This window comes from Sphingobacterium psychroaquaticum, assembly GCF_900177625.1.
Classification (GTDB): domain Bacteria; phylum Bacteroidota; class Bacteroidia; order Sphingobacteriales; family Sphingobacteriaceae; genus Sphingobacterium; species Sphingobacterium psychroaquaticum.
Genome location: NZ_FXAU01000001.1, coordinates 1,136,209 through 1,158,993 on the forward strand (window position 1 = coordinate 1,136,209; position 22,785 = coordinate 1,158,993).

The following is a 22,785-nucleotide window of genomic DNA, read 5'->3' on the forward strand; positions in this document are numbered from 1 at the left end:
AAGATAAGCAAAGCCTATTGGGTGGTTATCTTGCCATTCTCGCCGTCCTTGCTTCGTTTTGGTTCTGTCCAAGCCCCATAGTGTTTGTCCTTGCTTGTAAGAGGTCTTGTCCCTCTTTGAGAAACTGCTCCCGCATTACAGGCTTACCGTCTTCTCTAAAGAAATTGATGTTCCTAAAACGGACGGCAACCTCAAGGCGCACCTTTTGGGTTTCGTTGTCCTGATTCTGTACCGTGACCAATGGCGTATTTCCGTTACGTACACTCTCCTCCAATTTTTTAGTACCCTCGGGTGTTTCCATTTCCTTGATACGGAATTTTTCAAGCGTTTCGTTAAGGTCAAAACCATAGGCAGGATCATTGTACTGGTTCATCGGAAAATTGCCGTACCTGTCCCGCTCTTTGTTAAAGTTGAGCATTACCCAAGCTTGGTAGCCAACGCCTTGAAAATTCAACAGGTCATCACGGTACACGGCATTCCCCAACATAAGGTTGCCCGCCTGTTCTTTGCTAAAGCCCTTTCCCGAATCAATGTAAAAGGTCTGTGGTAAGGGGGGCTGACTGAACGTTTGACGAAACGAACGCTCGGTATAAATCATTTTCGAGTTTTCAATCTGGGCAAGTTTCGTTCTGCTCCTTACATCCTTGCCGATTGCAAGCTCGCTGTTCGGCTGTTGTTTGAAATACTCAATGGCTTCGTAGGGAGTCTCAAACTTCCTTACAAGGCTTTTATCTCCCTCCGTAGGTGTAATGACCATATATTTGGATTCGGGTGTACGGAGTTTGTTCCTGTCCACGGTCACATCGAATTTGTTGAAGTAGTAAAAATCCGACTGTGCCGATTTCTTGTAATGGAGACGGTAATCAACCATTCCCTTTGGGGTCTGTTTGGATTCGTAGAGCTTAAACTCCGGAACGTTCTTCTCCATCAGTTCCTGCATTTTTTCAGTGGATTCCTTTGAGAAACCCAATTCTTTCATTTCGTACTGTCTGTCTTCGAGATTACTTAAATTCATGGCATATTGCTTTTATTGTTTACAAAATTTAAAGAATGGGGCTGTCATCTTTTGATGCGCAGTAGAATCTGTTCCCCCGCCTTTATCCTTACTTTTATCTTCCGCAGTCTTTTGCTTACCGCACTTCGTGCGGCGTCTATTCCCGCACCTGCTATCTGTGTGGTCAATGAGTTGTCAAAACCATAAAGTCCGATACCGCTTATTGCCCGATCTGCACCCATGTTTGCCGTTTCGCTGATTACCGCTTCGGGAGCATCCAAGCCCTCGATGCCGTCAAGTCCGTACACGGCGAAGTTGACAGGGATAATGGATGTACCAAGCCGTATATTGGTCACATTGACCAAAAGGCGTTGGTTGGCAATCCTTGCAATACCGAATACCTCGTGTCCTTTGGGTATGGCAAATCCATCAATGGTCACGGTGTCTTCAAGGCGTAACCTAACGGTCGCTCCCTGTACCACCCTTTTCTTTTCGAGTACGGTCGCAGGTATTGCCCTAAACACGCTATCCACGGCAAGCGATTCGGACAACATCCGCTCACGGTTGGCAACACGTTCGGGATGCTGTATGTCGAGGATGTTCCTCAACATATCGTTCAGTTGCTCGGTTTCGGGGTCGGGCGTCCTATCTTCCTGCATATTTTTCATAAGCTGTTCCAACCTGTCCACATCGTCCTGAAACGATGGATTGACCGGATGCACTTGTGAGAGTGCTATACCGCTTGCCCTTTGTTGGGATGTTGTACGCCTGTCTACCTCGGGTTCTTGCAACCTCTTTTCAATCATATCGAGTTTTTCGCTGATCTGGGCGGTGCGTTCCTCCAACTCGGTACTGTCATCAAACCCGAAGTCTTCTGTGATTTCTTCTTCAACATCCTCGTCCTCTGTTTCATTTTGGTTCATCCTGTAAAGGGATGCCTTGTCTGTTGCCTCATCTTTCCGAAACGAGGCGTCGGGCAATGCAGTGTTGATACCTGTCGTTTTGGCTGTGCCCTGTACCGCTGCCCTGCCTCCACCAAGAGCATAGAATACCAATGCCATGATCGGCACGAAGATCAGCGGTAGCACCAAAAGTGCTTTCTTTTTGCGTTGTTCCATAATTATTGCTTTTTTAAATGTTAACTATTGCATTTACTATAAGATAGAGACAATGTAGACCGACCACGAGACAGAATGCAAAGAACAATCCCTTAGCCCTCTTTTTCGTGAGGTTTTCCATTCGCCTATTGAGCCAATCTGCCATTTTTCGATGTTGGGTCTCCAATGCCCTTTTTGTCTTTTTCATCTTCTTTATTTGTTTTCGTTCATGACGGTTTCCCATCGCTGGATAAGGAATCCGTGGGGATTGTTGTCGCTCCGGTTCACGTTTCGGATCTCGCCTTTCGTGATTAGGTTGCGCCGAACGGTGGATGTACTCCGAATGATGGTCTGCGTAGCATAACAGGTAAATCTGTACGGTGTCCTGTCCGTCAGGAGTGAAATACTGTCTATCTCAATCCGTGTGGATATATTCGCCGATATGATGTTGGCGTAAAAACCCTGTTCCCTTAGGTTGTCATGCTCCCTTTTTGCGCTGATGTCCGCTAAGTCGAAAGCCTTGGCCATGTTTGCCTGTATTACTTTTTCATCGGGGTCGAGCGAAAAAAAATGTCGGTGGAAATTGCCGATATGGTTGCGCAGTTCAACAGGTAGGTTTTCCGTTCTTCCCTCGCTGAACGCTTCGAGTGCTTTTCCGTTGGACAGGATGTAAATACGTTCCCTTTCTTCGCTGACCATACGGTATGCCTTGAATATGGCATATATGCTGACCACTGTACAGGCAACCAAAAACAGTAAACTAAATGTCCTCACGTGCCGAAAAGCTGTCTCTATATTTCTCAACTGTCTAAACATGGTTTCTTGATTTTGTTAGTCTTTGATTCTTATCCTTTCTTGTCGGTGTCCACCTTGCTCTTGTCGTTGCTACTGCCCTTTAGGCTGTTGTAAAGCTGTTTTCCCAATTCGGAGTAATTCCCTCCAACCGTCCTTGCCGATTCAGTTCCTGTTGCCGAACCTTGTTGGGCTTGCCCCATTATTGCCTGTCCACCTGTGATTACTGTGGTATTGACACGTTGCAGAAGTGTATTGTGTCCACCTGCTTGAATAATATATCCTGCTACGTTGGGGACGGAGAAAAAGCCGATTATCCCGATGAGCAAGAACACGAGGTAGGCGGTGTCCGTACTGCTGAAAAAAGTATCGCCACCGCTCTCAATCTGTGATATATCGAGCCGTATCATATTCTCCTGTATCTTCCCAAGTATGCTCCCAAAAATGTTTGCAATGGGCAACCACAGAAATATGTTGACATACCTTGCAATGAAGTTGGTCAAGGTGTCTTGAAATCCGTCATATACCGAGAAACCGAGAACCAACGGAAAGACGATGGCAAGCACAATAAGAAAAAACGTTCGAAGCGTATTGATGCAGAGGGATGCGCCGAGGTAAACCACTTCTAAAACCTCTTTTAGCCATGCTTTTATCGAGTTCCTAAAATTGTAGGACTGCTTTTCCATCCAAAACTGTATATCGTTGGAAATTCCTTTCAGCCAACGGTCTTCAGAACTTCTACTGTCTTCGGGATATTTGTACTTATACCATTCCTCCCTGTTCCCTGTACCGTCTTCGCCTACATATATCTGCCATTGCTTTGAATTTTTGACAGCGTTCTCTTTCTGCTCCAATAGCACCTCTATCGCCCTGTTGCTGTTATCCACCATAGCCGAGGTAGCGGTAACGGTTGGACTGAGGACGGAGTTGAGCAAGGAAAGGACAGCGGGAAATAGGATGATGGCAAGTCCGAGGGCAAAGGGGCGCAAAAGCGGGTAAAAGTCGATGGGTTCGGCGGATGCAATCTGTCGCCACACACGCACGGCGATGTACCAAAGTGCGCCAAATCCCGCTATTCCACGGGCAACGTCGATAAGGTGACTGCTAAGGGGCAACATCTCGTTGTAGATGTTGTCAAGCACCCCTTGCATTCCTGTAAGCGTGCTGTTTATACTTTGTGCCGTTCCGACTATCGGAAAGACAACCATTAGGATAACTATGGGTAATAAACCAATGGTCTTTTTCATTTTCTCTCCTTTCATTTCCTTGTCCTCAACATCGTTTCCAATCCCTGCAACTCACGCTTTTCATTTTCCCGCATAAGTCCGAGCATCCGTGCTTCGTCGTTGAAGTAGCGGACAAAAGCGGACATTTCTTGTGTCTTGGCGTACAGATTGTCGATATAGCTCAATCTTTCGTCATCGCTCATCCTTAGATTTGAAGCGGTAATGACCATCAACAGTTCCTCAATGTTGCGCAGGCTTCTGTTTGTGATATTGCCATAGACTGATAGCATATAATCAATCTCGTTCACGGAGAAATTGCCCGATGATCTGAACAGTCTCTTTGCCCGACCATATTCGTCCATAATGTTTTTTTGCAGGGCAATGATGTCAGCAACTCTGCGGTACTTCTTGATAGCGGGATTGACCTGCATCAGTCCGTCAAGGAAAACATCGTGGATGGAAAAACTCCCCCTTGCAATATCCCTTACGGCATTGTAGCCACCGGTCAACACATCGTAGCCTTTTTTCATGTCCTCCAAGATGTTCTTTAGCTGGCTCAACTTCTCCACGTTCAACAGCAACTGCTGTATCTCCTGTGACTGCGCTCGTACTTCTGTAATTCCGAACGATGGGAATACGGTTAACATTCCGTACAGGAATGTTCTTTTAATCCTGTCAATCATATAACCTCCTTAGCTTTTGTAGTGACTTATCTTCGCTTTGCGACACTATGCGCCACGTTTCGAGTTCCTCAGCGAGCCATCTTGCGAACAACATCTTATCGGTAGCTTCACGGTGTATGGTATTCAGTTTCTCCAACCTGCTTGCATCGTCCATACTCGTCATGTCGGCAGATGTAATCAACAGGAGTTCGTCCATATTCCGCTCACATTCCTTGATAAGATTCCGCTTGATGTTCATCAAATAATCTCGTTGTTCCCGTCTAAGCTGTCCAGGATAACGTAGGTTGTTGATTAATTTTGCGGTTGTGCGTTGCATCGCCAATATCTCTGCTATTTTCGGGTTGTTCCTTACAATGGGATTGATGGTTTGCAGTCCCGAAAAGAACAGGTCGTGCAAGCCAAGTTCCCCGCTTGTAAACCCTCTGACGATATTTAGTCCGTCACGGGCGATGTCGTAACTTCTTTTTGCCACTGAGGCGTATGTCCGCAATGCGACTATCTGCTCCAAAAGATATTTCCTTTGCGTACTCTTCTGCCTAAAAAATTCATTGAAAGTCTGTGCAGAAAGGAAATTTGGTGCGAACATTGCCGTGAGCATAAAGGGCAATAGTACCCTCCATACTTTTGTTGTCTCAGTTTTCAATTCTATATATTTTCTTTAACCGTGATACTTCGTCCAATGAGTTTGCTCTTTGTAGGCTTACTCCGATATTTTGGCGGTTGAACTTCTTTAGGTCGTTGAGGTTTCCATTAATCCTGTCGATAGCCTTGTTGATGATTTCCAAGCGTGATGCGTCTGACATCTGCGTACCGAAGCTGTTGACAACGATCAGGATCTCGTCCACGTTCTTGATACTCTCCTCCAAAATCCCCGTATAGATCCTTTTCATGTTTCCGAGTTCTTCGGACGAGAAATGAAGGTCTTTGGTGAACAGCCCCCATGCCCATTGGTATTCATCGACCAATAGCGATTGGCTTTCTACAAGTTCCCGCACCCGCTTGATGTAGGTAATGGCTGATTTGACCTCCCACAGTTCCCTGTAATAGCGTTCGTACAGGTCTCTCTGCTTTTCGGTCCAATCAGCTATTTCGCCAAGTTTTAGTTTGGAAAGTTGGTTTTCGAGCGTTTTTTGTGCGTTCTGCAACCATATCGTGCGGTTCTGCAAACGCTGTACTCTAAGGTCAACGGCTTTGATGACACGCTTTACACCTGCTTTGATCACTTCCGCAATCGCCACTTGGGCGTTGGCTCCCTGTGGCAATGCGACGCAAAGCGTCATTGCACTCAATGGGAGTATAACCATGTAGTTTTTCATATTCTTAACTTGTTTTTTAATTGCATTCAAGAACCCCTCGGTTTTTTTCATCATCTTCAACATTTTCATTGCTATTTGTCTATTTGTTATTGATTCTGTTTTTGCATTCGCAGTTCCCTTGCGAGATGGGCAATGCCCCTTTCCATGCTTCCATACCTGTCGGCATATTCCTGTACCTTTAGCTTCTCGGTCAATTCGGTGGTGTATGCAAAATACTCCTCGGTGGACAGCTCGTTACGGTAGACCTTGATGGACTGTCCGCCCTGGTCTATCAGAAGTTCCCTGTAATTCTTCGTGGGGTCGTTTGCCCTGTTCAGTGAAAGCATCATGGTCTTGGTCTTTTCGGAAAGTCCAAGTGTTGCTTGCAGACTGTCAAACTTGTTCATGAATTTGCGCATATCAAGAAAGACCTTTGTGTCCGATAGGTTGACCACGGTCTCCTTGATGACAGGCGAACTGATGAGGTCGTCCACCTCCTGCGTAATCAGTGCGGGAATACCATTGAATTTTCGGATTGTTTTGTAGAGGTATTTTATAAACTCTGCCATGCCCGCTTTTGCTATGGCAATCCATGCTTCGTCGATGGCAAGTACCTTTCTACCTTTGAGCTTCCGCATCTTTGAAATGAACATCTGCATGATGATAATCGTGACCACCGGAAACAAAATCTCATGCGACTTGATGTTGTCCAGTTCAAAGACTATAAAGCGTTCGTTCAATAGGTCAAGGTTCTCTTTGGCGTTCAACAGGTAGTCAAATTCGCCACCCTCGTAGTAGGGATTCAGCACGTAGAGAAAATTCTCAAAGTCAAAATCCCGAGTGTTAACACCCAATGATTTCAGTACCGTGCTGTAATCGTCCTTTAGAAACTCATAGAATGTATTGAACGAGGGAAAGATGTTCGGATGCTTGTCGAGCTTTCGATAATAGGCTGTGAGGGCATTGGACAGGGCAACGTATTCGGAACGTGTGTAGGTCTCGTCCGATTTCTTCCACAGGGAGAAAAGCAAGGTCTTTAGGCTTTCTTTTTTCTCGGTGCCTAAGACCTCGCCGTCCGACAGGTAGAATGGATTGAACTTGATGGGATTATCCTCGGTATAGATGAAATAGTAACCGTCCAACAGGTCGCAAAGCCCCTTGTAACTGCCTCCGACATCAATGACCACACAGTGCGCACCGTCCTCGTATAGTGTTCGCAGAAAATGGTTCATCAGCATGGATTTACCCCCTCCGCTACCTCCGCAGACAAACAAATTGCGATTTGTTATCGTTCCCTGCTTCATCGGCTTATCGAATAGGTCTGCCGATACAGGCCGACCGTAGAGCCTTTCGCTGAGCCGTATGCCCGAGCTGTCCGACCTGTAATTTGATTCGAGGTTAAAGAAACAGGTTGCCTGTTCGGCAAAGGTGATAAAGGTATCGTTCTCGGGAAAGTCTGCTTGGTTTCCTGCCATGCCCGCCCAATATATCTGCGGTGCGCCGACGGATTCGACCTTTGCCACGGCATCCATCTTTGCCATGTTTGCCGATACCCGATTGCGCACGTCCTTTAGCTTTTCGCTGTCTTCATCCCACACCATCACATTGAAGTGCGCTCGGACAGGAAGATATTGGTTGGCAACGGCATCGTTCAGATAGTCGTTTACGGCATCACGGCTTACCGAATTTTCACGGCTGTAAGCTGAAAGGGAATTGAGCCGTAGCCTTTTCCTTTCGAGTTCCTTGATGGTCTTTTGCGAATCGCCTATGAAAAGGTATTGGTTGTACAGGTGGTCACAGTCCAACAATAAACCGAGCGTACTGGCAAAACCAATAGAAAACTTTGTCCTGTCGGTACTGTATCGGTCATAGTTGATACGGCTACCGCACATCGAGGGGAGTTCCTCGACATCGGAAAGCGCGTACATTTCGCAATGCTTGTTCCCGATGGTCATCCGCTCCCCGATGTGGGTATCGCATAAGTGGGATTCTTCGCTCTCGTCCAACAGGAAACAGTAACGCTCAATAATACCTGCCTTGTTTGCCGTACCTGCAAGCTCATCATCGGTGAGCCTATGCAACCCGACAAAATCACTGTCTTCGAGTACCCTTGTGAACTGTCCTGCGATGTCCTCAAAATTCCGTAACAGCATGCTGTCCACGGTCTGTTTGGGTACGATGGATTTTCGCAATATGTTGCAGAAAGCTGAGTTTGACGGTTTCCTGTCATCGGGTTTCTTGGTAAGGAACAGGTAACATTTGTGCGCCATGTAGGGTCGCCCCGAATAGAAACGGTCACTGCTCGTGGACAGAAAGGTTTTGCCCGAGCTTTCCCGAACGGTGCGCTTTACAAACCAATCCTGCTTGTGCAGTACCGTATGTTCGGGAAGAAGTTTTATCGCCTTTATCCACGCTTGGTGGAATGCGTCGTATTCCCTTTCGGCAAGCGTGAATATTTCGGGCAACTGGATTTCAAAGGCGAGGGTTATATCGCCGTTTGCCGATAGGATACAGTTGTTTTCCACGCTTGCAATGGGAAGTATTTTGTTTGCTTCTGTCATTTTGCTCTGATTTGTTTTCGGTACTTGAGGTGTATGAACTGCTTTCGTGAACGGTAGCGTATCGCTTTTGGCAAGCGACTTCGGGCAAGGTACTTTTTGAGTCCATGCTCTCCGAAGCGTTTGCTCAATCGGTCAACCGCCCAAAACAGGGATGCTCCCGCCGTACCAATGACAGGGAGAATGACCATTAAGGGAAGTCCGATGATGTACAGTACGGCAAAGAGAATGAGCAATGCAACCAATCCCCCTGCGAGGTAGGCGATATACTGTGCCTTTAAGCCTTTGAAGACGATGGGTCGGGAAACGCCTTTGTTCACGTGATAGACTACTGCCATTGTATTTTCCTCCCATTTCTAAACTCCAAAGAATGATTTGAGCACCGTCGCCACGATGACCAAGAAAATACAGCTCCCGAACCAGCTTGCTGCGACCTTGTTCGTGTCCGGGTCTCCTGCGTTCCATTTATTGAATACCTTGACCGCTCCGACGATTCCGATAACTGCACCGATAGCGTACATCAAGTCCGTGCCTGTATCGAAATAGCCTTTGACCTGTCGGGTCGCTTCCTGCAATCCTGCTTCTCCGCTCTGTGCAAATAGGCTTAGGGCAATAAGCTGTAAGGCCGTGACAAGGGAAAGGGGCTTTGATATTTTTTTGATTTTTTCTTTCATAACTGATGGGACTTAAGTGTTAGCGAAATAGGTTTTTGATTTCGTCCTCGGTGATGGGGAACGGGGAGCTGTCCTTGATATGCACGACAAGGCTGTCCCAATTCTCGACGGATGTGATGTCGGGATAGGTTTCTTTGAGTTCCTCCAACATCCCCAATAGGTCTTGCTTCGTGCCGTTTTCCTTTTGGGTGATTTCCACGATTTCCGAGATTTCCTTTAGGAAGTCTGGGACTAACCCTAACTGCCTTTCCCTGCGGTGCGGGTGGGCAAAGTTGATTTCGTAGGTTTCGGTCATGCCCTCGGGGGCTTTGGTCTCGCCCATGACATTATAGGGGTCGTGGTGTGCTGTCGGCGATTCGGATTTCAGGGGCTTGGTCTCTCTCGGTTTCAGCCCGAATGCCCCTTTGATTTCTTCCCGGAAAAATAACAGGAGTACGCCTGTGTACCACAGCACGGTTAGGAATGTGGCGATTGCAAAGAAGTGCAACCATGTAAAATCTGATAGTAACATAACTTTGTTCGTTTTTCCCGATGCTCCATTGCTTCGGGATTTCGGAAGCAAAGTTTTCGGTTTGCGCAGGTCTTGTTTGACAACCTCTTGGGTAGTACCCTAAAATAATTTGGGATGGTGTCATATAAAAAACGCCTACGGAATGTAGGCGTCTTCGTCTTCTAATTTCTGATTTAGGGATGTTCCCATGCTGTTGATGTACTGCGTTCGGCTCAATCTCTTTCGGCGTTTGATTTCGGCAAATCTTCTGTAAGGTCGCTTTACTTCTACGCCAAAGGCTCTTGCCAATGCACGGATTACCTCGATGATTTCAGCATTGCCATTGTTCAGTTGTCCGGTGCAATGAATACCATAAGCCAATTCGTAAAAATTGATGCTGTCGCCTGTCCATTTCAGGACAGGTGCGTCGGGATCGTCGGGGGCGTCCTTTGGTCTGCCCTCCAAGAGTTCGTTGATATATCTTGCGGTTAGTTCGTTGGCGATAATCTGCGAGAATGGGTAATCGCCAAGTGTGGAAAAACGTTCGTCTGCATCAATCCGCTGTGTGCACAGCCATGTCGGACAAATCGTTCTACCACGGACGAAAAGGACTTCATCAAGGTGGTCGGCTTTGGAGCGGTAATAGGAAACGATTTCTTTATGGTCGTCAAAAAAGCTGTTGATGTCGTTAAGTTTGGCTTGGTAGAATTGACGTACAAAGATCTCCGACCAATCGGGGCTGTCCAATCGGAGTTTTTGGGTCATGTATGCGAACATGAGGTGTCCGCAATAAAAGGGTTTATCCTCTTTGAAAAAGGCAATCTCTTCTTCTCTGTCTGTGAATCCGTGGCGCAAAGCCTCGGCTTTCAGTTCCTGTAATAGCCTTTGGATGCAGTTTATCCTTGCATCCTCCCAAGGCTCTGTTACGGCAAGGGTCTCTCCAAGAATACCCATTGCCTCTTTGGATTTTTCTCTAATCATATCTCTGCGACTTTAGTTAAACCATAGGGCATGCCACTTGTCCACTATATGTAATCGCGATTTTGGGACTGAAAAACAAAGTTCCTAACCATACCTACATCTGTCAAGTATATTGTTGTTACTTCACCCTACTTCACTTTTATCCAAAATATGGGTGAAATTGTAAACAGCATAGGATTTTGGAGTGAAAATAGGAATTAGAGAATATTTTTTGAGCATAAAAGGACACTGACTTAGATTTTGCCAAAACAAGATTAGAGATTGATTACATCCTGTTTTTAGCGGATAAGGCATCTGCAAGGCATATTGTGTACTGTTCCTACCGAAAGTGAATGGAAGTGAAATGTATTTTTTCACTTGACGCACGAATTGTTGTTGAGCGAACTTTGTAGTATCGAAAGCCTTTGGCGTAAAATCTACATCTATGGACGACATTGCGACAATAGACATTCACGAGAGTTCTCTGTCTGATAAGCCCTATTTTACAAGGTTTAAGCCAGAGTACTGTGCCTTTCCTGTGGTCGGGCTACAATGGCGGGTCATCCCTTACCAGACCTGTGAGGTAGCGCGACAGGCACGTAGTCTATTGGGTACACATATCCGTCTGTTTGAGGTGGATGTGGGGTCTGTGAGCCAAGTCAGATTCTCCGTCGGAAAGTCTACCGCCTTTTTGCTTTTTCTTCTTCGGGGAAAAGTTCGCTTCTGCAACGAAAGGCATATGATCCTTACCCAGATACAATTCCCAACTTATTATCTGACATACAGCCCTGCGGGAAAGTTGTTCGCCGAAATGGACAGGGGCGAACATAGCCTTTTGATTATCGGATTGGAAAGCGGTTGGTTTATGCCGTCCAATACAAATCTCCATCGGGCATTTGCTCCGTTGCTTGAAATGTGGTCTGTGAAATCACCTACACCTATTCTGCTCCCTAAAAAGGAAATTACGGACGAAGTCTGGAAGACGCTCGCACAGATACGGACAGCGGTCGTCGAGAATATGGACGACGGACTGAAAGTGCTGAAATATGTATCCAAGTGTCTCGACATCTACCACACACAGTTAACTGACCGAAAAGAACTGAACCGATATGAGGATTTAGTAAGGGGGAAGATACTGAAAGAGTACCTATCGGCAAACTATATGTTTGAGGAAGAATGCAGGACGGAACGCATATTGGAAAACTTGGGATGGGCGCAATGGACATTGCGGACTGTGGCAAGCAATACCTTTGGCTGTTCAGTGGGTAGGTATGTTGCCAAGCTGAGGATAGATAAGGCTGTGGAGTTATTGGTATGCACGGATATGATGGTACGTGATATTGCTATACGGATAGGCTTTTCGTCGGCTATAAGTTTTATCAGAGCCTTTAAGAAAAATAAGGGTATCTCTCCAAATGAATACCGCAACACAAAAAGGGACTATTAACCCAAACGGAGAGCCGATCTCGAAAATTGTTTCATTTCCTCTGTTTGGGTTAATTTTTAGACACTTGTCCCTTATACCTTTGATAAGACAAATGTGAGGTAAATATGAAAGTTGTCTACCAAAATAAATCCTTAAAAACCCAACATCATAAAGGTTGGTTTTCCGCTAAATGGGATTGGCTGAAATCCCAAGAGGGTAAGGAAGCCTTTATAACCTTTACGGTGATGCTTACCATTTTGCTGTTTATGTACACGGCTGTGAGTAAGTTATTTCAACAAAGTGTATTCGTTTTTCAGATGCGTCGCGCACCATTGCCCTTAATGTACACATTAGCACCTGTTATCGGATGGGTTGTCCCGATCATTGAATTGGTGCTTGTTGCACTGCTCTATCTGAATAGGACACGTTTATTGGGGATGGTCTGTTCGCTGATGTTGTTGGTGTCATTTGAGGTATATATTACAGGCATGAAGATAATGGAAATGCAGACAGGCATTCGCTTGCCCTGTACCTGTGGCGGGATAATATCAAATATGGGATGGACGGCACATCTACTTTTTAATGCGGTGTTTATTTTCCTCTTGGGGCTATCTATCTACAATCAGCGAAAGATGAGGAAATCGGGAACAGTTTAGGAATTTTTTAAATAACATATTTTTTAACACTTTAAATTGAATAGCCATGAAAAAGCTAAGTTTAAAATCAAAACTCCTGTTGGGTGCTATCCTAATGGGCGGTACAATCGCAGGTGCTCACACTATTTCAAAAGTGCCAAGTGCTAATGAAGCAACGTATGATTGGGCCTCAGAACCAAATTCTCCTAAAAATCCAGGGCAAAGTCTCCTTGACAGAACCGTAGATGAGGCGGTAGACCATTTTGGTTGTGAGGGTGTAACAAATCTATGTGCAACAGGAACGCCTATTAACCCCGAGGATGATGAAGTTACAATCAACTTCAATTAGGCAGGCTGTTGTCACTTGTGACAATGCAGAGTAAAGGATATGGGTTTATTCAACCCATATCCTTTACTAACCCGTTGTGCATTATGAATTAAAAACGCATCTTATGTCATGCTGAGCGAAGTCGAAGCATCTATATGTTTACCTTTAGATCCTTCCTATCGTCAGGATGACAGAGTTTAGCGCTATAATGCACAACGGGTTTTACTATTGTTATTTTATATTTCTCCTTTTGATGCCGTATCATGATTCCATAGGTGTCCTCGATTAATTCCTTGATACGTGTATATTGGGGTATCCCCTCTTTAAATTCAAGGTGTACGCTAATTCGCATTCCTCCTGTTTTATCTATAAAAGGTGGATCTATTGGTATATCATTAAGTCCTTTTTTGACAGTTTCATTGAGGAACTGAAAGAGTGATATAACGCTAACATTTTCTGCTATTAAGCCATCTTTATTCAAGATTAAAATTGTCGAATCATTAGGATTGGATATAGATGTATGCCCTTTATCAGCGGTGATAATACTACATAATATACTATCTTCAATAACTTCCACTTCTATGTTACATATTCTTTTAAGGTCATCAAGCATATAGGAGTAAAATACTGTATCGCTAATATACTCTGGCAACCGTAATTCATAACAGTGTGCATGTTCTTTTGTCCATTCATGCCTCGAATTATAGTTTGATTTTTCAAAGGTCAAGGGAGCTTGTGTGGGTGAGAAAAACCGTAATGAATCATCTGTTTCAATCCGCATGGTGTTATAATAATTGTCGGGTGATACACCTTTGTTTACCGCACGCCATAACATATTGTTAAGAGTTGAATTATAGGCAAAAACCCTGTTTATTTTTTTTCTATCGGCATATCCAGATTTACGTACTGTTGTTCCACTAAGTATCCCATCAATATGTCTTGTAAAAATTGACCTGTATACAAATTTACTATCGCTCAAATGAAAAGGCTCACGGGGGTTAAATTTTGTATTGTCTTTTTTGTTCTTGGCATTTATTGGTTGATTGTTTTTGAATAAAAGAATGTTGTCTTTATTCATATCTTCTCCTCCTGTAATATATTCCACAAGACCCTCCGTATTTATCCAAATATTGTGGGGCAATATTCGATGGGGAAAATAGCTTTTGAAAATGGTGTCAGAGGTCAAAATGTTCAATCTGCCCGATTTTAAATCGATATTCCTTTCCAAAAAAGATTGTATTGTATTTTCGTCTTCATAAGTAACCGATAGGATATTGACTGCATCACTTTCTTTCAAGACAGAATCTAATAATCGCAACTCTTTTATACATGGTACGCACCATGTTGCCCAAAAGTTTATAATGGTGGGTTTTGGTTCTACTGAATTACCGTTTACCATTTCCATTATTTGGTTGGGGATTTTATCCCCAACCTTTAACTCCTTGATTTGAGCCATTGCAAGATCGACTTGTAATGACAATAACAAAAAAGCGACAGCAATGATATTAATAGCCTTCATTTTGTATAAGATTTGTATTGTAAGTCAATTCTAACATTGGGATGGGTAGTCTTTCAGATTCACCGTCTACCCATGTCTCTTTGTGTTCTCCCATTACTGTATTGAGTCTGCCTGTCCTTTTGAGGTCAATAAACCGTTTAGCCCATTCGCCAAATAGCTCAACCCGCCTTTCGTGGTATATGGCTTCCAAACAATCTTGTTTGCCCAATTGGTCGGATAATTCGGTTAGTCCCGCCCTTGTTCTGATAACATTGAGGTCACTTATTGCCCCCTGTATATCTCCTAAATTGGCTTTGGCTTCGGCACGGATTAGGTATTGCTCACTTGCTCGTAGCACCACAAGATATTCTGGAGTACTGTTGGATGCCGAGCGGTTTTTGTATTTGTACGGAAACCAATACGATTGTGTCACTCCACCTGTCGTCGCATTGTTTTCTCCAAGCCAACTACTTTGACGTAAATCACCGTTTTCAAATGCTGAATACAATAAACCTGTTACAACATACTGTGGTACAGTGATTCGTGAGGATGGGATGAGGGTGGTTGCATCACTGATGAATCCATCTAATCTCCACAGTTGTAAAATGGTTTCTCCGCTATTTGCCAAAAACACATTATCGACATAATCTGTTAGGGCGTACATACCCGAATTTAACACTGCATTGGCATCGTCCAATGCTTCCTGCCAACGGTGCTGATACAGATATATTTGTGCGAGCAATGCACTCGCTGACCATTTATTGGCTCTGGCTCTGTCTCCGCTTGGGTAATCTGCTGAAAGTCCATTCTTCGCATCTATCAAATCAGTCAAAATCTGATTAAAGATGATAGCACTATCCGCTTGTACAGCAAGGCGATTTTCATCCACATTGGTTTGTAGGATAAGTGGGATGTTTTCATAAAGTGTATAAAGGTGGTAGTAACAAAATGCTCGGACAAATTTTGCTTCGTTTATTAACTGACTCTTTATCCTTTCACTGAGTTCTTGGGCATTGTTGACCCTTTCCAATATATCATTACAGGAATAGATTACTTCGTAAAAATACCCCCATATATTGGCGTTTGTACTGTTGTCTACTGAAATGCGACCAGAGTAAAAATCATGGTTAAGTGCCGTGTATATATATTCATCGGTGTATAAACTAATGTATTTGGTATAATTGTTATTTACATTATTTGCCAATGTATAGTAAATATTGCTTAATGCTGAAACAGCCGATAAGGAATCAGAAAAAACTTTGTCTGTCGTCAGATGATTCCTCGGAGATTCAACTTCTAATAGTTTTGAACAGCCGGTTATGCCTAAAGAAAAGATAACTAAGCAATTGATAAAAATTATTTTGTACTTATTCATTTTGGTTTCCTTTTAAAATGTTAGGTTGATGCCAAATAATATTGATTTTAGAGGCGGGACTGTTACCATAGAAGTTCCATGACCTCCGGTTTCGGGGTCTAATATGGGTATATTCCTATCCCATACCGTAAATAAATTCTGTGCAACAACAGAAAAACGTACTGCGTGACTTCCAACTTTTTTCGATAGATGTGTAGGTAATTGATAGGAGAGTGAAACATTTTTCAAGCGTAGGTAAGTGATGTCAAAATAATTTGCATTGGAATTACCAAAGTATTGAGTACCATGACGCTGTGACGAGGACGCTTTCGGTAATTGAAAAATATCTCCCGAATTTTTCCACCTTGTATCCAATATCTGATATGCGTTCATCGCACGGAAGCCAAATTGATTGAAGTCTAAATTTCCAAAGGATGATTGTTGAGCGAATTGGAAAAAAAAGTCCAATTGAAGATTCTTAAAAGAGATATTGTTTCCCAATCCACCATAAAAATCGGGGGTACGTTTTCCAATCGTATGGAATTGATATGGAGTATTGGAGACTTCACCACTTTCATCAGCAAATTGCGCAACCCCATTTTCAGAATCAACATCTACAAAGTGATAGCCGTAGACTCTTGTTACATCGTACCCCACCTTGTGTGTATTGGCATAACTGCTGTTTTCTATATTATCAAAGGAAAGCAACTGATTTTTGGGTAGAGTGATGTTTGCCGAGGTTGTCCATCGAAACTTTTGGTTGTCCAATATACGTGCGTTCACATCAAATTCCCATCCTGTATTCTGTATTACAGCCGGAAGATTGGCTTGGTAACTTGAAAAACCTGTAATCTGGGGCAATGGGTAGCTTACGAGTTGGTTATCGCTTCTGTTCCGATAATAATTGACGGTCAAAAATAGTCTATCATCAAGAAACCCAAGCTCAGTAGCCATTTCCAATTTTTTGGTCACCTCCCAATGAAATCTGCTGTTGAATATTCTGCTTGGTCTTAAAACTCCTATTCCTTGATAGATATTTGAGCCACTTGCTTGGTAGGTCGAAAGGTATTGGTAATCGGTTATTTGGTCATTGCCTGTCAAGCCATAGCTTGCCCTTAGCTTTCCAAAGCTAAGAAAGCCATCACCCTGACCGAGCCACCTTTCTTCGGAGAATAGCCATGCGCCCCCTATTGAATAGAAGTTGCCGAATCTATTTGCGGGACCAAACCGACTGCTTCCGTCTCGTCTTGCCGTTACATTTAGGATGTACTTATTTTGTATATTATAGGTCAATCTGCCAAATGCAGACACATACTTATATTGGGTAAAAGTATTGGTTCTTGCATCAATTGTTCCTGCCGATCCTAAATTCTTCATTAAGGACTCGTTTGCAAAATTTGATGCTTGTAAATACAGCCATTCGGAAGTACGTGATTGGTAAGTACCTCCCACTAAAACCTGTAACTTTGATTCCGAAAACTCTCTTTTGTATTCAGCTTGGGGTTCGACTATATAAGAAGTTGAGGAGTTTTCTCCGAACATTGTATGATTGATTCTTCCAACATTCAACGACCTTGTTGGGAATACTTGGTTTTGGTTTGAAGTTCTACTATTATAGCCACCGCTCACTTTCAACTCTAATCCCATTGGGAACATATAGCTCGTAAGAAGATTACCGACAAAGTTTTGAGTTGCCGAATTACCTCTTGACAATAATTCCGCATCTACGTTTCGCCCTGCATACCAATTGAAACTTCCATCTTCATTCGTTGTAGGATAATTGGGCGGGAGCAAAGCCATTGTTCTTGCATTATTTGCGGGGTTTGAAATATCAGTCCTATCCATGTTGTAAATGGACGAGAGGTTAATTTTGAATCTGCCATCAGTGGAAATATGGTTGATATTGGATTGTAGTCCCCCTTTGTTGTAGATATTATCTCCCCGAAGCGTTGTTCCCTCTGTTCTGAAATTCCCACCTATATTGAAATTTGTATTGCTATTCCCTCCCGAAACAGAGAGTTGGGTACTTGTTAAGTTGGCGGTATTTCCATATATATAATCGTACCAATCTGTACCCTCGGTTTGACTCCACACGGTTAGGTCGGGTGCATATTCTCTTGATGTAGGGTCTGCTGACGGTGTTCTACCATCATTTGCAAATGCTTCTTTTCTCAACTCTAAATATTGTTCTAAATTCAAGAGATTGGGATTATCTGCAACTTTACTAAAACCTTGATTAACATTTACGTTTATCCTTGTTCCGCCGGACTGCCCTTTTTTTGTTGTGATTAGAACAACCCCATTACTTCCACGGCTACCATAGATTGCGGTAGCATCTGCATCTTTTAGGACAGTGATATTTTCTATATCATTTGGATTTAAGATATTCAAAGGGCTAACTGCCCCAACAATGCTACTTGTTTACAGAACAGAACCTTGATTAACGGCTTGTCCATCATACGGCACTCCGTCTATGATGTACAAGGGATTTGTACCTGCCTGAATCGACCCTGTACCTCTAATCTGTATATTGATATTGCCACCGGGTAATCCGTTGGTGGTCTGCACAAATACCCCCGCCATTCTTCCGCTCAGTGCGGAGAGTACGTTGGTCACGGGCTGTTGCTCGATCTCTTTTGCAGAGATACTGACTACACTACCTGTATTAAACCGTCTCCTGGTCTCGCCGTAACCAATCACCTGTACTTCGTCAACGGTATTTTGATTGCTTGTTAATTGGATATTAAGGTAGCTTTCTTTACTGCTATCAAAAGCTACTTCTTGCGTTTCATAGCCTATATAGCTGATGCGAAGCGCACCTTGTGATGGTGAAGATTGGAGCGCAAAGTTGCCGTCTTGGTCGGTGGTCGTTGAAAGGGACGTGCCGACTATGAAGACGGTTGCACCTGCCAACGGGGTACTGCTATCTGCGGAACGGACTGCACCACTGACGGTAAACTGCTGAGAGTAGGCCGAGACGGTCAGCAAGGAAAGGATTAGGACTAAGACCGTTTTCATTTAGCCCTCCTTTCTGCAATATAGACCGCTCCTGCGACAACCTCTGGGTATTGGATGGTTAGAGATTGCCGACACGGAGCGGTATGCTTTATAATATCATTGGTTGTAGTGTGAGGAACTGATGCCCCTGTATAGCTGTAAAGTAGCTTCATTGTCATTTAGATTTAGTGTTAGTACGGGTAATGTATCGAGACCGAAAACATTACTTGTAAACTGTTCGTTGGATTACCTTTGACGGCAGAATGCCATAAGGTATCGGATAGCTACGAAGTAGCTTCTAAATAACTTAAACAGGGGATTTGATGATGTTTTTGTAGAGTTGTTTTTTGTTAGTTGCACCCATAATGTTCGCTTTGTTTTTGCGAACTTTAATAGACTTTGCAAGTTATCGAGAGGTAAAAATAACAAGGGCCGGTAACCTACTTAGTCTTTCGGTAGCAGGCTCTGGTAAACCTAACCATTCCGAAGAATGGCTTCCGACAAAAAACGTAAGTAAGCACCGACCCTATTAGTTTTATAGGGTACGGTTGCATTACTCACCTTCGTTCGGAAAATTTACCAGATTTTGCTACAACGAGGTTCGCAATGCGATTCCTTAAGAATCACAAATTTAATGTTTTAACAATGTTCCTTCAAATCAATTGTTTTATATAAATATTATTCAATAAAAAAATCGTTATTAAACGATATAATCAAGTGAAATTAGACACTTAATCCCGTTGTTATTCTATAATAATCGCCAAAAATATCTAAAACCACCTAATGTCAAGAATTTTCATTCAGTAATATTAGACAATAATAGGTCTTTATTTTAAAAAATACAATAAAATTCAGTATTTTATTAGAGTCATTGCTTTACTAATTTGGTGTTAGACCAAAAAAAGAGAAATGAGTTCAATTCATAGAGGTGCAATTTTGCATCGTATAGCAAAACTTCACAAAAAGTCAATAGTTCAGATTAGTAAAGATGCTGGGGTAGACCAATCTACATTTTATTACCACAAAGAGCAAGAAGATTTGTCATTTGAAATATTGTACAAGTATGCAATAGCTATGGACTATTTCTTTAGTACAGAATTGCCAGAATTTAGCGAATGGCTAAAGGAGAATAATCTATTACCAAGCGACGAAGCCCAACTTTCTATTGAGGGACTATTAAAAGAAAGAGATTATTGGAAAGATAAATATTACTCACTTTTGGAAGAGCATAACAATCTAATAAAAGAGAAGTATTTAAAAGGAAAATAATCCAACTAAACACCATGCGCTTGCAAAACTGTTGGAAAAGGTAAAAAAAATAGACGTTTTGATTACGTTTAGATTGAATGTTTAAAATGGGAAGCCGAACAAAGTTTTTGTTCGGCTTCCTTTTTTATTTGGGAGGTATTAGGGACGATGGAGCGAGTATGGATGGTATTTTCATAGATAGTTTTTGGTGATATACTCTGTTATCTTATTGAGCATATCAATTAATCCCTGAGCATTCTTTCTGTCCCTTACCGAATTTTTCTTGCGCAAGCTACCCAACGAAAAGGGTTCTCCACTTGGTCGGACAAAACTCTGCTGTATAAACAGGGGAATACTGCCTTTGCCGACTTTCTTCAAATATGAAAGATTCAAAAAAGCATTGAACAACATCAAGAATTGCAGTACGTTTCTGTTGGTGCTGAAAGTGGGATGAATGAATGCTGCGATTTCTCCTTCACGGTGTTTTATCACATTTTTCAGATACCTGATTTGTGTAGATATTGTCTTCAATAAAAATTCTTTTAGCCCTGCATCGGAAGGGATATACGCCATTCCCGAAATTACCGGAACATTTCGGATTTCTTTATCTAATACAAAAAGCTGTCCTATTTCGTCTATCGGGTCTTCGATGTCTTCTAGTGTTTTCTTATGAGTATTGATGAGGGAACGAATAAATTGTATGCGATTAAAGTTTCGGTTTATGAGTTCGTAGTATATGGCTTCTTCGAGTTCGGGTACAGGTGTACTGTGACAGATATCGTACAGGGATTCAACAAGACCGACAAAATAATCAAGCGATCTGAATCCGTTATTTGGTATCTGTGAACTGTGATTTGGAGGGAGTGGGTTAGTAAAATAATCTTCGAGTGCCTCTGCTATAAAACTGCGTATTTGGGCTTCTCGAAGCGTCTTGAATATATATTCTACCTTGTCTATCTGCAAGTGCAGAATATACTTCAAGTAGTGTGGTGGTGGCATGAGGTTAGCGTATTGGAGATGGGAGAATTTCAACCTTATATTGACCATGAGCCTATCGAGAGCCGTTAAGAAATACTCCAATAATTCGGCTTGGTACAGACTGTTTGGTCCTCCGACCAATCGCTGAGCTTCTGCGTGTAAACTCAGTGTAATAGCTCGCTCCATGACGGCATCTACTCGGTGTCCTTTTCCTTTATGGTTATGTCCAAGTTCAATGAGTGTATAGGAAAGTTGCCTTTCTGCTTCAGCAATAATTATCTCTATTCTCTCCTTGAGTTCTGTGAGTTTTTGTGAGTTCAGTTCATCTGTTGTCTCAAGTATATTTATTTCTATCTCCTGCCAAAGAGCGTTCAGCAAATTCTCGATTTTTAATTGTTCCATCGCACTACCCTTAAAAACCAACAATAAAAATGTAAACATTTACGATGTTTCGTGATATCGGTTTTAGCTCATCACGTATCTTTGGAATCGACTCGCTTGATTCATTGGTAGCGTTTATAAAAAGTCTTGTGGTTTGACAGGACAACTTAAACAAATTATTAAATTGTCCTGTCTATGATGTCTGAACGTCAATTAGTCGTTATCCAAATAATCTTCGATTTTTTCTTCTATATCGTTAATATACCTTTTCACTTTTCTTACTGAAAAACTCAAAAAGATATTGAGAATACCCAAAGTAATAAGTCCAAACCCTACCCAAAATGCAACGGTCACTCCAGTGATAACTGGATTCCACAATAAGACAAATGAGAAGATAGTCCCCAAAATACCCAAAGCAAGTATCCATACCCAACTTTTTTCTCCTTCTTCTTTCAGTTCGATAGAAGTACTGATAGACATTATTGAACGGAACAAAACCCAAAAGCCTATGTAAGTAGACAAAAACAGGGCGGATATTTCTGGACGTATTAATAGATTAACACCTAATACAGACGTAAAGATACCGATTGCTAAGTACCATCCCCAATTTTTAAGGAAAGCCCGGTTAGAAATAGAATAAAATATCTCCAATGCACCCGAAACGATAAACCCGATGCTGAACAGGATTGCTAGCGTGACAAATGTCGCTACTGGACTCGCAAACACCCAAAATCCCAACACAAAGAATAATAACCCTAAAATCATTGGTATATACCAATGATTCAACCTTTTTTCAATTAAACTTGCCATATTAAATCATTTTTAAATTACTTCACAACCAAGAACCATATTGCTGTAAAGATCAAAAGCGGTAATCGGATATCACTACAATCTTTAAGCGTTTTTAATAATATTTAATTATACACAAAAAAAGGTTATGGTAAATTTAGGTGTACGGTGTTTTTATACTAAACCCTATAATTATTATACTTAAAGATTTCTTTTGCTGTTATTTAGATTACTTTTTGCCCAATAGTATGGTAAGTTTATTTTAGAATTGATTCGTTTTGATTCATTTGATAGGGTTTATAAAGTTTTTTGGTTTGACAGGACAACTTAATCGAAGCGCCCTGTCTATGATGTTTTAATGTAGATTAGTCATTATCCAAAT

General features: G+C 42.5%; 22 protein-coding genes. 4 read left to right on the top strand and 18 right to left on the bottom strand.

The genetic code is table 11. The features are described from left to right. Positions 1-25: 25 nt before the first annotated feature. From B9Y69_RS04615 to B9Y69_RS04675, 12 genes are all read right to left on the bottom strand, one after another. Positions 26-1,015, bottom strand: a complete 990-nt coding sequence (locus tag B9Y69_RS04615; protein WP_085471797.1) for a hypothetical protein — start codon at positions 1,013-1,015, stop codon at positions 26-28. 44 nt (positions 1,016-1,059) lie between these two features. After that, positions 1,060-1,800 (bottom strand): conjugative transposon protein TraM, encoded by a 741-nt coding sequence (gene traM, locus B9Y69_RS04620; RefSeq protein WP_159451808.1) that lies wholly within the window; start codon positions 1,798-1,800, stop codon positions 1,060-1,062. Between the two features lie 504 nt (positions 1,801-2,304). Next, on the bottom strand, positions 2,305-2,907 hold the full coding sequence (gene traK, locus B9Y69_RS04630) for a conjugative transposon protein TraK (RefSeq protein WP_085471800.1): 603 nt from the start codon (positions 2,905-2,907) through the stop codon (positions 2,305-2,307). 29 nt (positions 2,908-2,936) lie between these two features. Further along, entirely contained in the window at positions 2,937-4,130 is a 1,194-nt protein-coding gene (traJ, locus tag B9Y69_RS04635; protein WP_085472005.1) for a conjugative transposon protein TraJ, read from the bottom strand. Positions 4,131-4,141: 11 nt separating this feature from the next. Further along, entirely contained in the window at positions 4,142-4,792 is a 651-nt protein-coding gene (locus B9Y69_RS04640) for a TerB family tellurite resistance protein (protein WP_234991098.1), read from the bottom strand. Then, positions 4,785-5,378 carry a hypothetical protein gene (locus B9Y69_RS04645; protein WP_085471801.1) on the bottom strand — a complete coding sequence of 198 codons (594 nt, stop codon included), beginning with the start codon at positions 5,376-5,378 and terminating at the stop codon, positions 4,785-4,787. The genes B9Y69_RS04640 and B9Y69_RS04645 overlap by 8 nt, the downstream gene beginning before the upstream one ends. Positions 5,379-5,424: 46 nt before the next feature. Further along, complete coding sequence (locus B9Y69_RS04650) at positions 5,425-6,162, bottom strand: conjugal transfer protein TraI (protein ID WP_317042130.1); 738 nt, start codon at positions 6,160-6,162, stop codon at positions 5,425-5,427. A gap of 32 nt (positions 6,163-6,194) precedes the next feature. Beyond that, positions 6,195-8,648 (bottom strand): TraG family conjugative transposon ATPase, encoded by a 2,454-nt coding sequence (locus B9Y69_RS04655; RefSeq protein ID WP_085471802.1) that lies wholly within the window; start codon positions 8,646-8,648, stop codon positions 6,195-6,197. Continuing rightward, a complete protein-coding gene (locus B9Y69_RS04660; RefSeq protein WP_085471803.1) occupies positions 8,645-8,983 on the bottom strand; it encodes a DUF4133 domain-containing protein in 339 nt (112 codons plus the stop codon). The genes B9Y69_RS04655 and B9Y69_RS04660 overlap by 4 nt, the downstream gene beginning before the upstream one ends. An 18-nt stretch (positions 8,984-9,001) precedes the next feature. Continuing rightward, a complete protein-coding gene (locus tag B9Y69_RS04665; RefSeq protein ID WP_085471804.1) occupies positions 9,002-9,319 on the bottom strand; it encodes a DUF4134 domain-containing protein in 318 nt (105 codons plus the stop codon). A 19-nt stretch (positions 9,320-9,338) separates the two neighbouring features. Beyond that, a complete protein-coding gene (locus tag B9Y69_RS04670; RefSeq protein WP_144036497.1) occupies positions 9,339-9,830 on the bottom strand; it encodes a hypothetical protein in 492 nt (163 codons plus the stop codon). A 135-nt stretch (positions 9,831-9,965) separates the two neighbouring features. Then, complete coding sequence (locus tag B9Y69_RS04675) at positions 9,966-10,790, bottom strand: RteC domain-containing protein (protein ID WP_085471806.1); 825 nt, start codon at positions 10,788-10,790, stop codon at positions 9,966-9,968. Between the two features lie 424 nt (positions 10,791-11,214). Here B9Y69_RS04675 and B9Y69_RS04680 point away from each other — a divergent pair, with 424 nt between their 5' ends. The 3 genes from B9Y69_RS04680 (at position 11,215) to B9Y69_RS04690 (ending at position 13,179) form a co-directional block, all read left to right on the top strand. Next, positions 11,215-12,216: a helix-turn-helix domain-containing protein gene (locus tag B9Y69_RS04680; protein ID WP_085471807.1), complete on the top strand. Its 1,002-nt coding sequence runs from the start codon at positions 11,215-11,217 to the stop codon at positions 12,214-12,216. Between the two features lie 104 nt (positions 12,217-12,320). Continuing rightward, a complete protein-coding gene (locus tag B9Y69_RS04685; RefSeq protein ID WP_085471808.1) occupies positions 12,321-12,851 on the top strand; it encodes a MauE/DoxX family redox-associated membrane protein in 531 nt (176 codons plus the stop codon). A gap of 46 nt (positions 12,852-12,897) precedes the next feature. Continuing rightward, the gene (locus B9Y69_RS04690; protein WP_085471809.1) at positions 12,898-13,179 is read left to right on the top strand and encodes a hypothetical protein; all 282 of its coding nucleotides are present in this window, start codon (positions 12,898-12,900) and stop codon (positions 13,177-13,179) included. Positions 13,180-13,309: 130 nt separating this feature from the next. On the opposite strand, the gene B9Y69_RS04695 is transcribed toward B9Y69_RS04690, so the two are convergent. The 4 genes from B9Y69_RS04695 to B9Y69_RS04710 are packed head-to-tail and all read right to left on the bottom strand — an operon-like array spanning position 13,310 to position 19,028. Next, positions 13,310-14,677 carry a TlpA family protein disulfide reductase gene (locus B9Y69_RS04695; protein WP_085471810.1) on the bottom strand — a complete coding sequence of 456 codons (1,368 nt, stop codon included), beginning with the start codon at positions 14,675-14,677 and terminating at the stop codon, positions 13,310-13,312. Further along, complete coding sequence (locus B9Y69_RS04700) at positions 14,664-16,031, bottom strand: RagB/SusD family nutrient uptake outer membrane protein (protein WP_085471811.1); 1,368 nt, start codon at positions 16,029-16,031, stop codon at positions 14,664-14,666. Before B9Y69_RS04700 ends, B9Y69_RS04695 begins: the two co-directional genes overlap by 14 nt. A gap of 12 nt (positions 16,032-16,043) precedes the next feature. Next, on the bottom strand, positions 16,044-18,401 hold the full coding sequence (locus tag B9Y69_RS04705; protein WP_159451809.1) for a SusC/RagA family TonB-linked outer membrane protein: 2,358 nt from the start codon (positions 18,399-18,401) through the stop codon (positions 16,044-16,046). A gap of 30 nt (positions 18,402-18,431) precedes the next feature. Continuing rightward, positions 18,432-19,028 (bottom strand): carboxypeptidase-like regulatory domain-containing protein, encoded by a 597-nt coding sequence (locus tag B9Y69_RS04710; protein ID WP_085471813.1) that lies wholly within the window; start codon positions 19,026-19,028, stop codon positions 18,432-18,434. An 888-nt stretch (positions 19,029-19,916) separates the two neighbouring features. On the opposite strand from B9Y69_RS04710, the gene B9Y69_RS04715 reads away from it, so the two are divergent. Further along, entirely contained in the window at positions 19,917-20,276 is a 360-nt protein-coding gene (locus B9Y69_RS04715) for a hypothetical protein (RefSeq protein WP_085471814.1), read from the top strand. Between the two features lie 171 nt (positions 20,277-20,447). On the opposite strand, the gene B9Y69_RS04720 is transcribed toward B9Y69_RS04715, so the two are convergent. Both B9Y69_RS04720 and B9Y69_RS04725 read right to left on the bottom strand, forming a co-directional pair. Then, positions 20,448-21,635 (bottom strand): hypothetical protein, encoded by a 1,188-nt coding sequence (locus B9Y69_RS04720; protein ID WP_085471815.1) that lies wholly within the window; start codon positions 21,633-21,635, stop codon positions 20,448-20,450. Positions 21,636-21,827: 192 nt separating this feature from the next. Continuing rightward, positions 21,828-22,424 (bottom strand): HdeD family acid-resistance protein, encoded by a 597-nt coding sequence (locus B9Y69_RS04725; protein ID WP_085471816.1) that lies wholly within the window; start codon positions 22,422-22,424, stop codon positions 21,828-21,830. Positions 22,425-22,785: the final 361 nt, after the last annotated feature.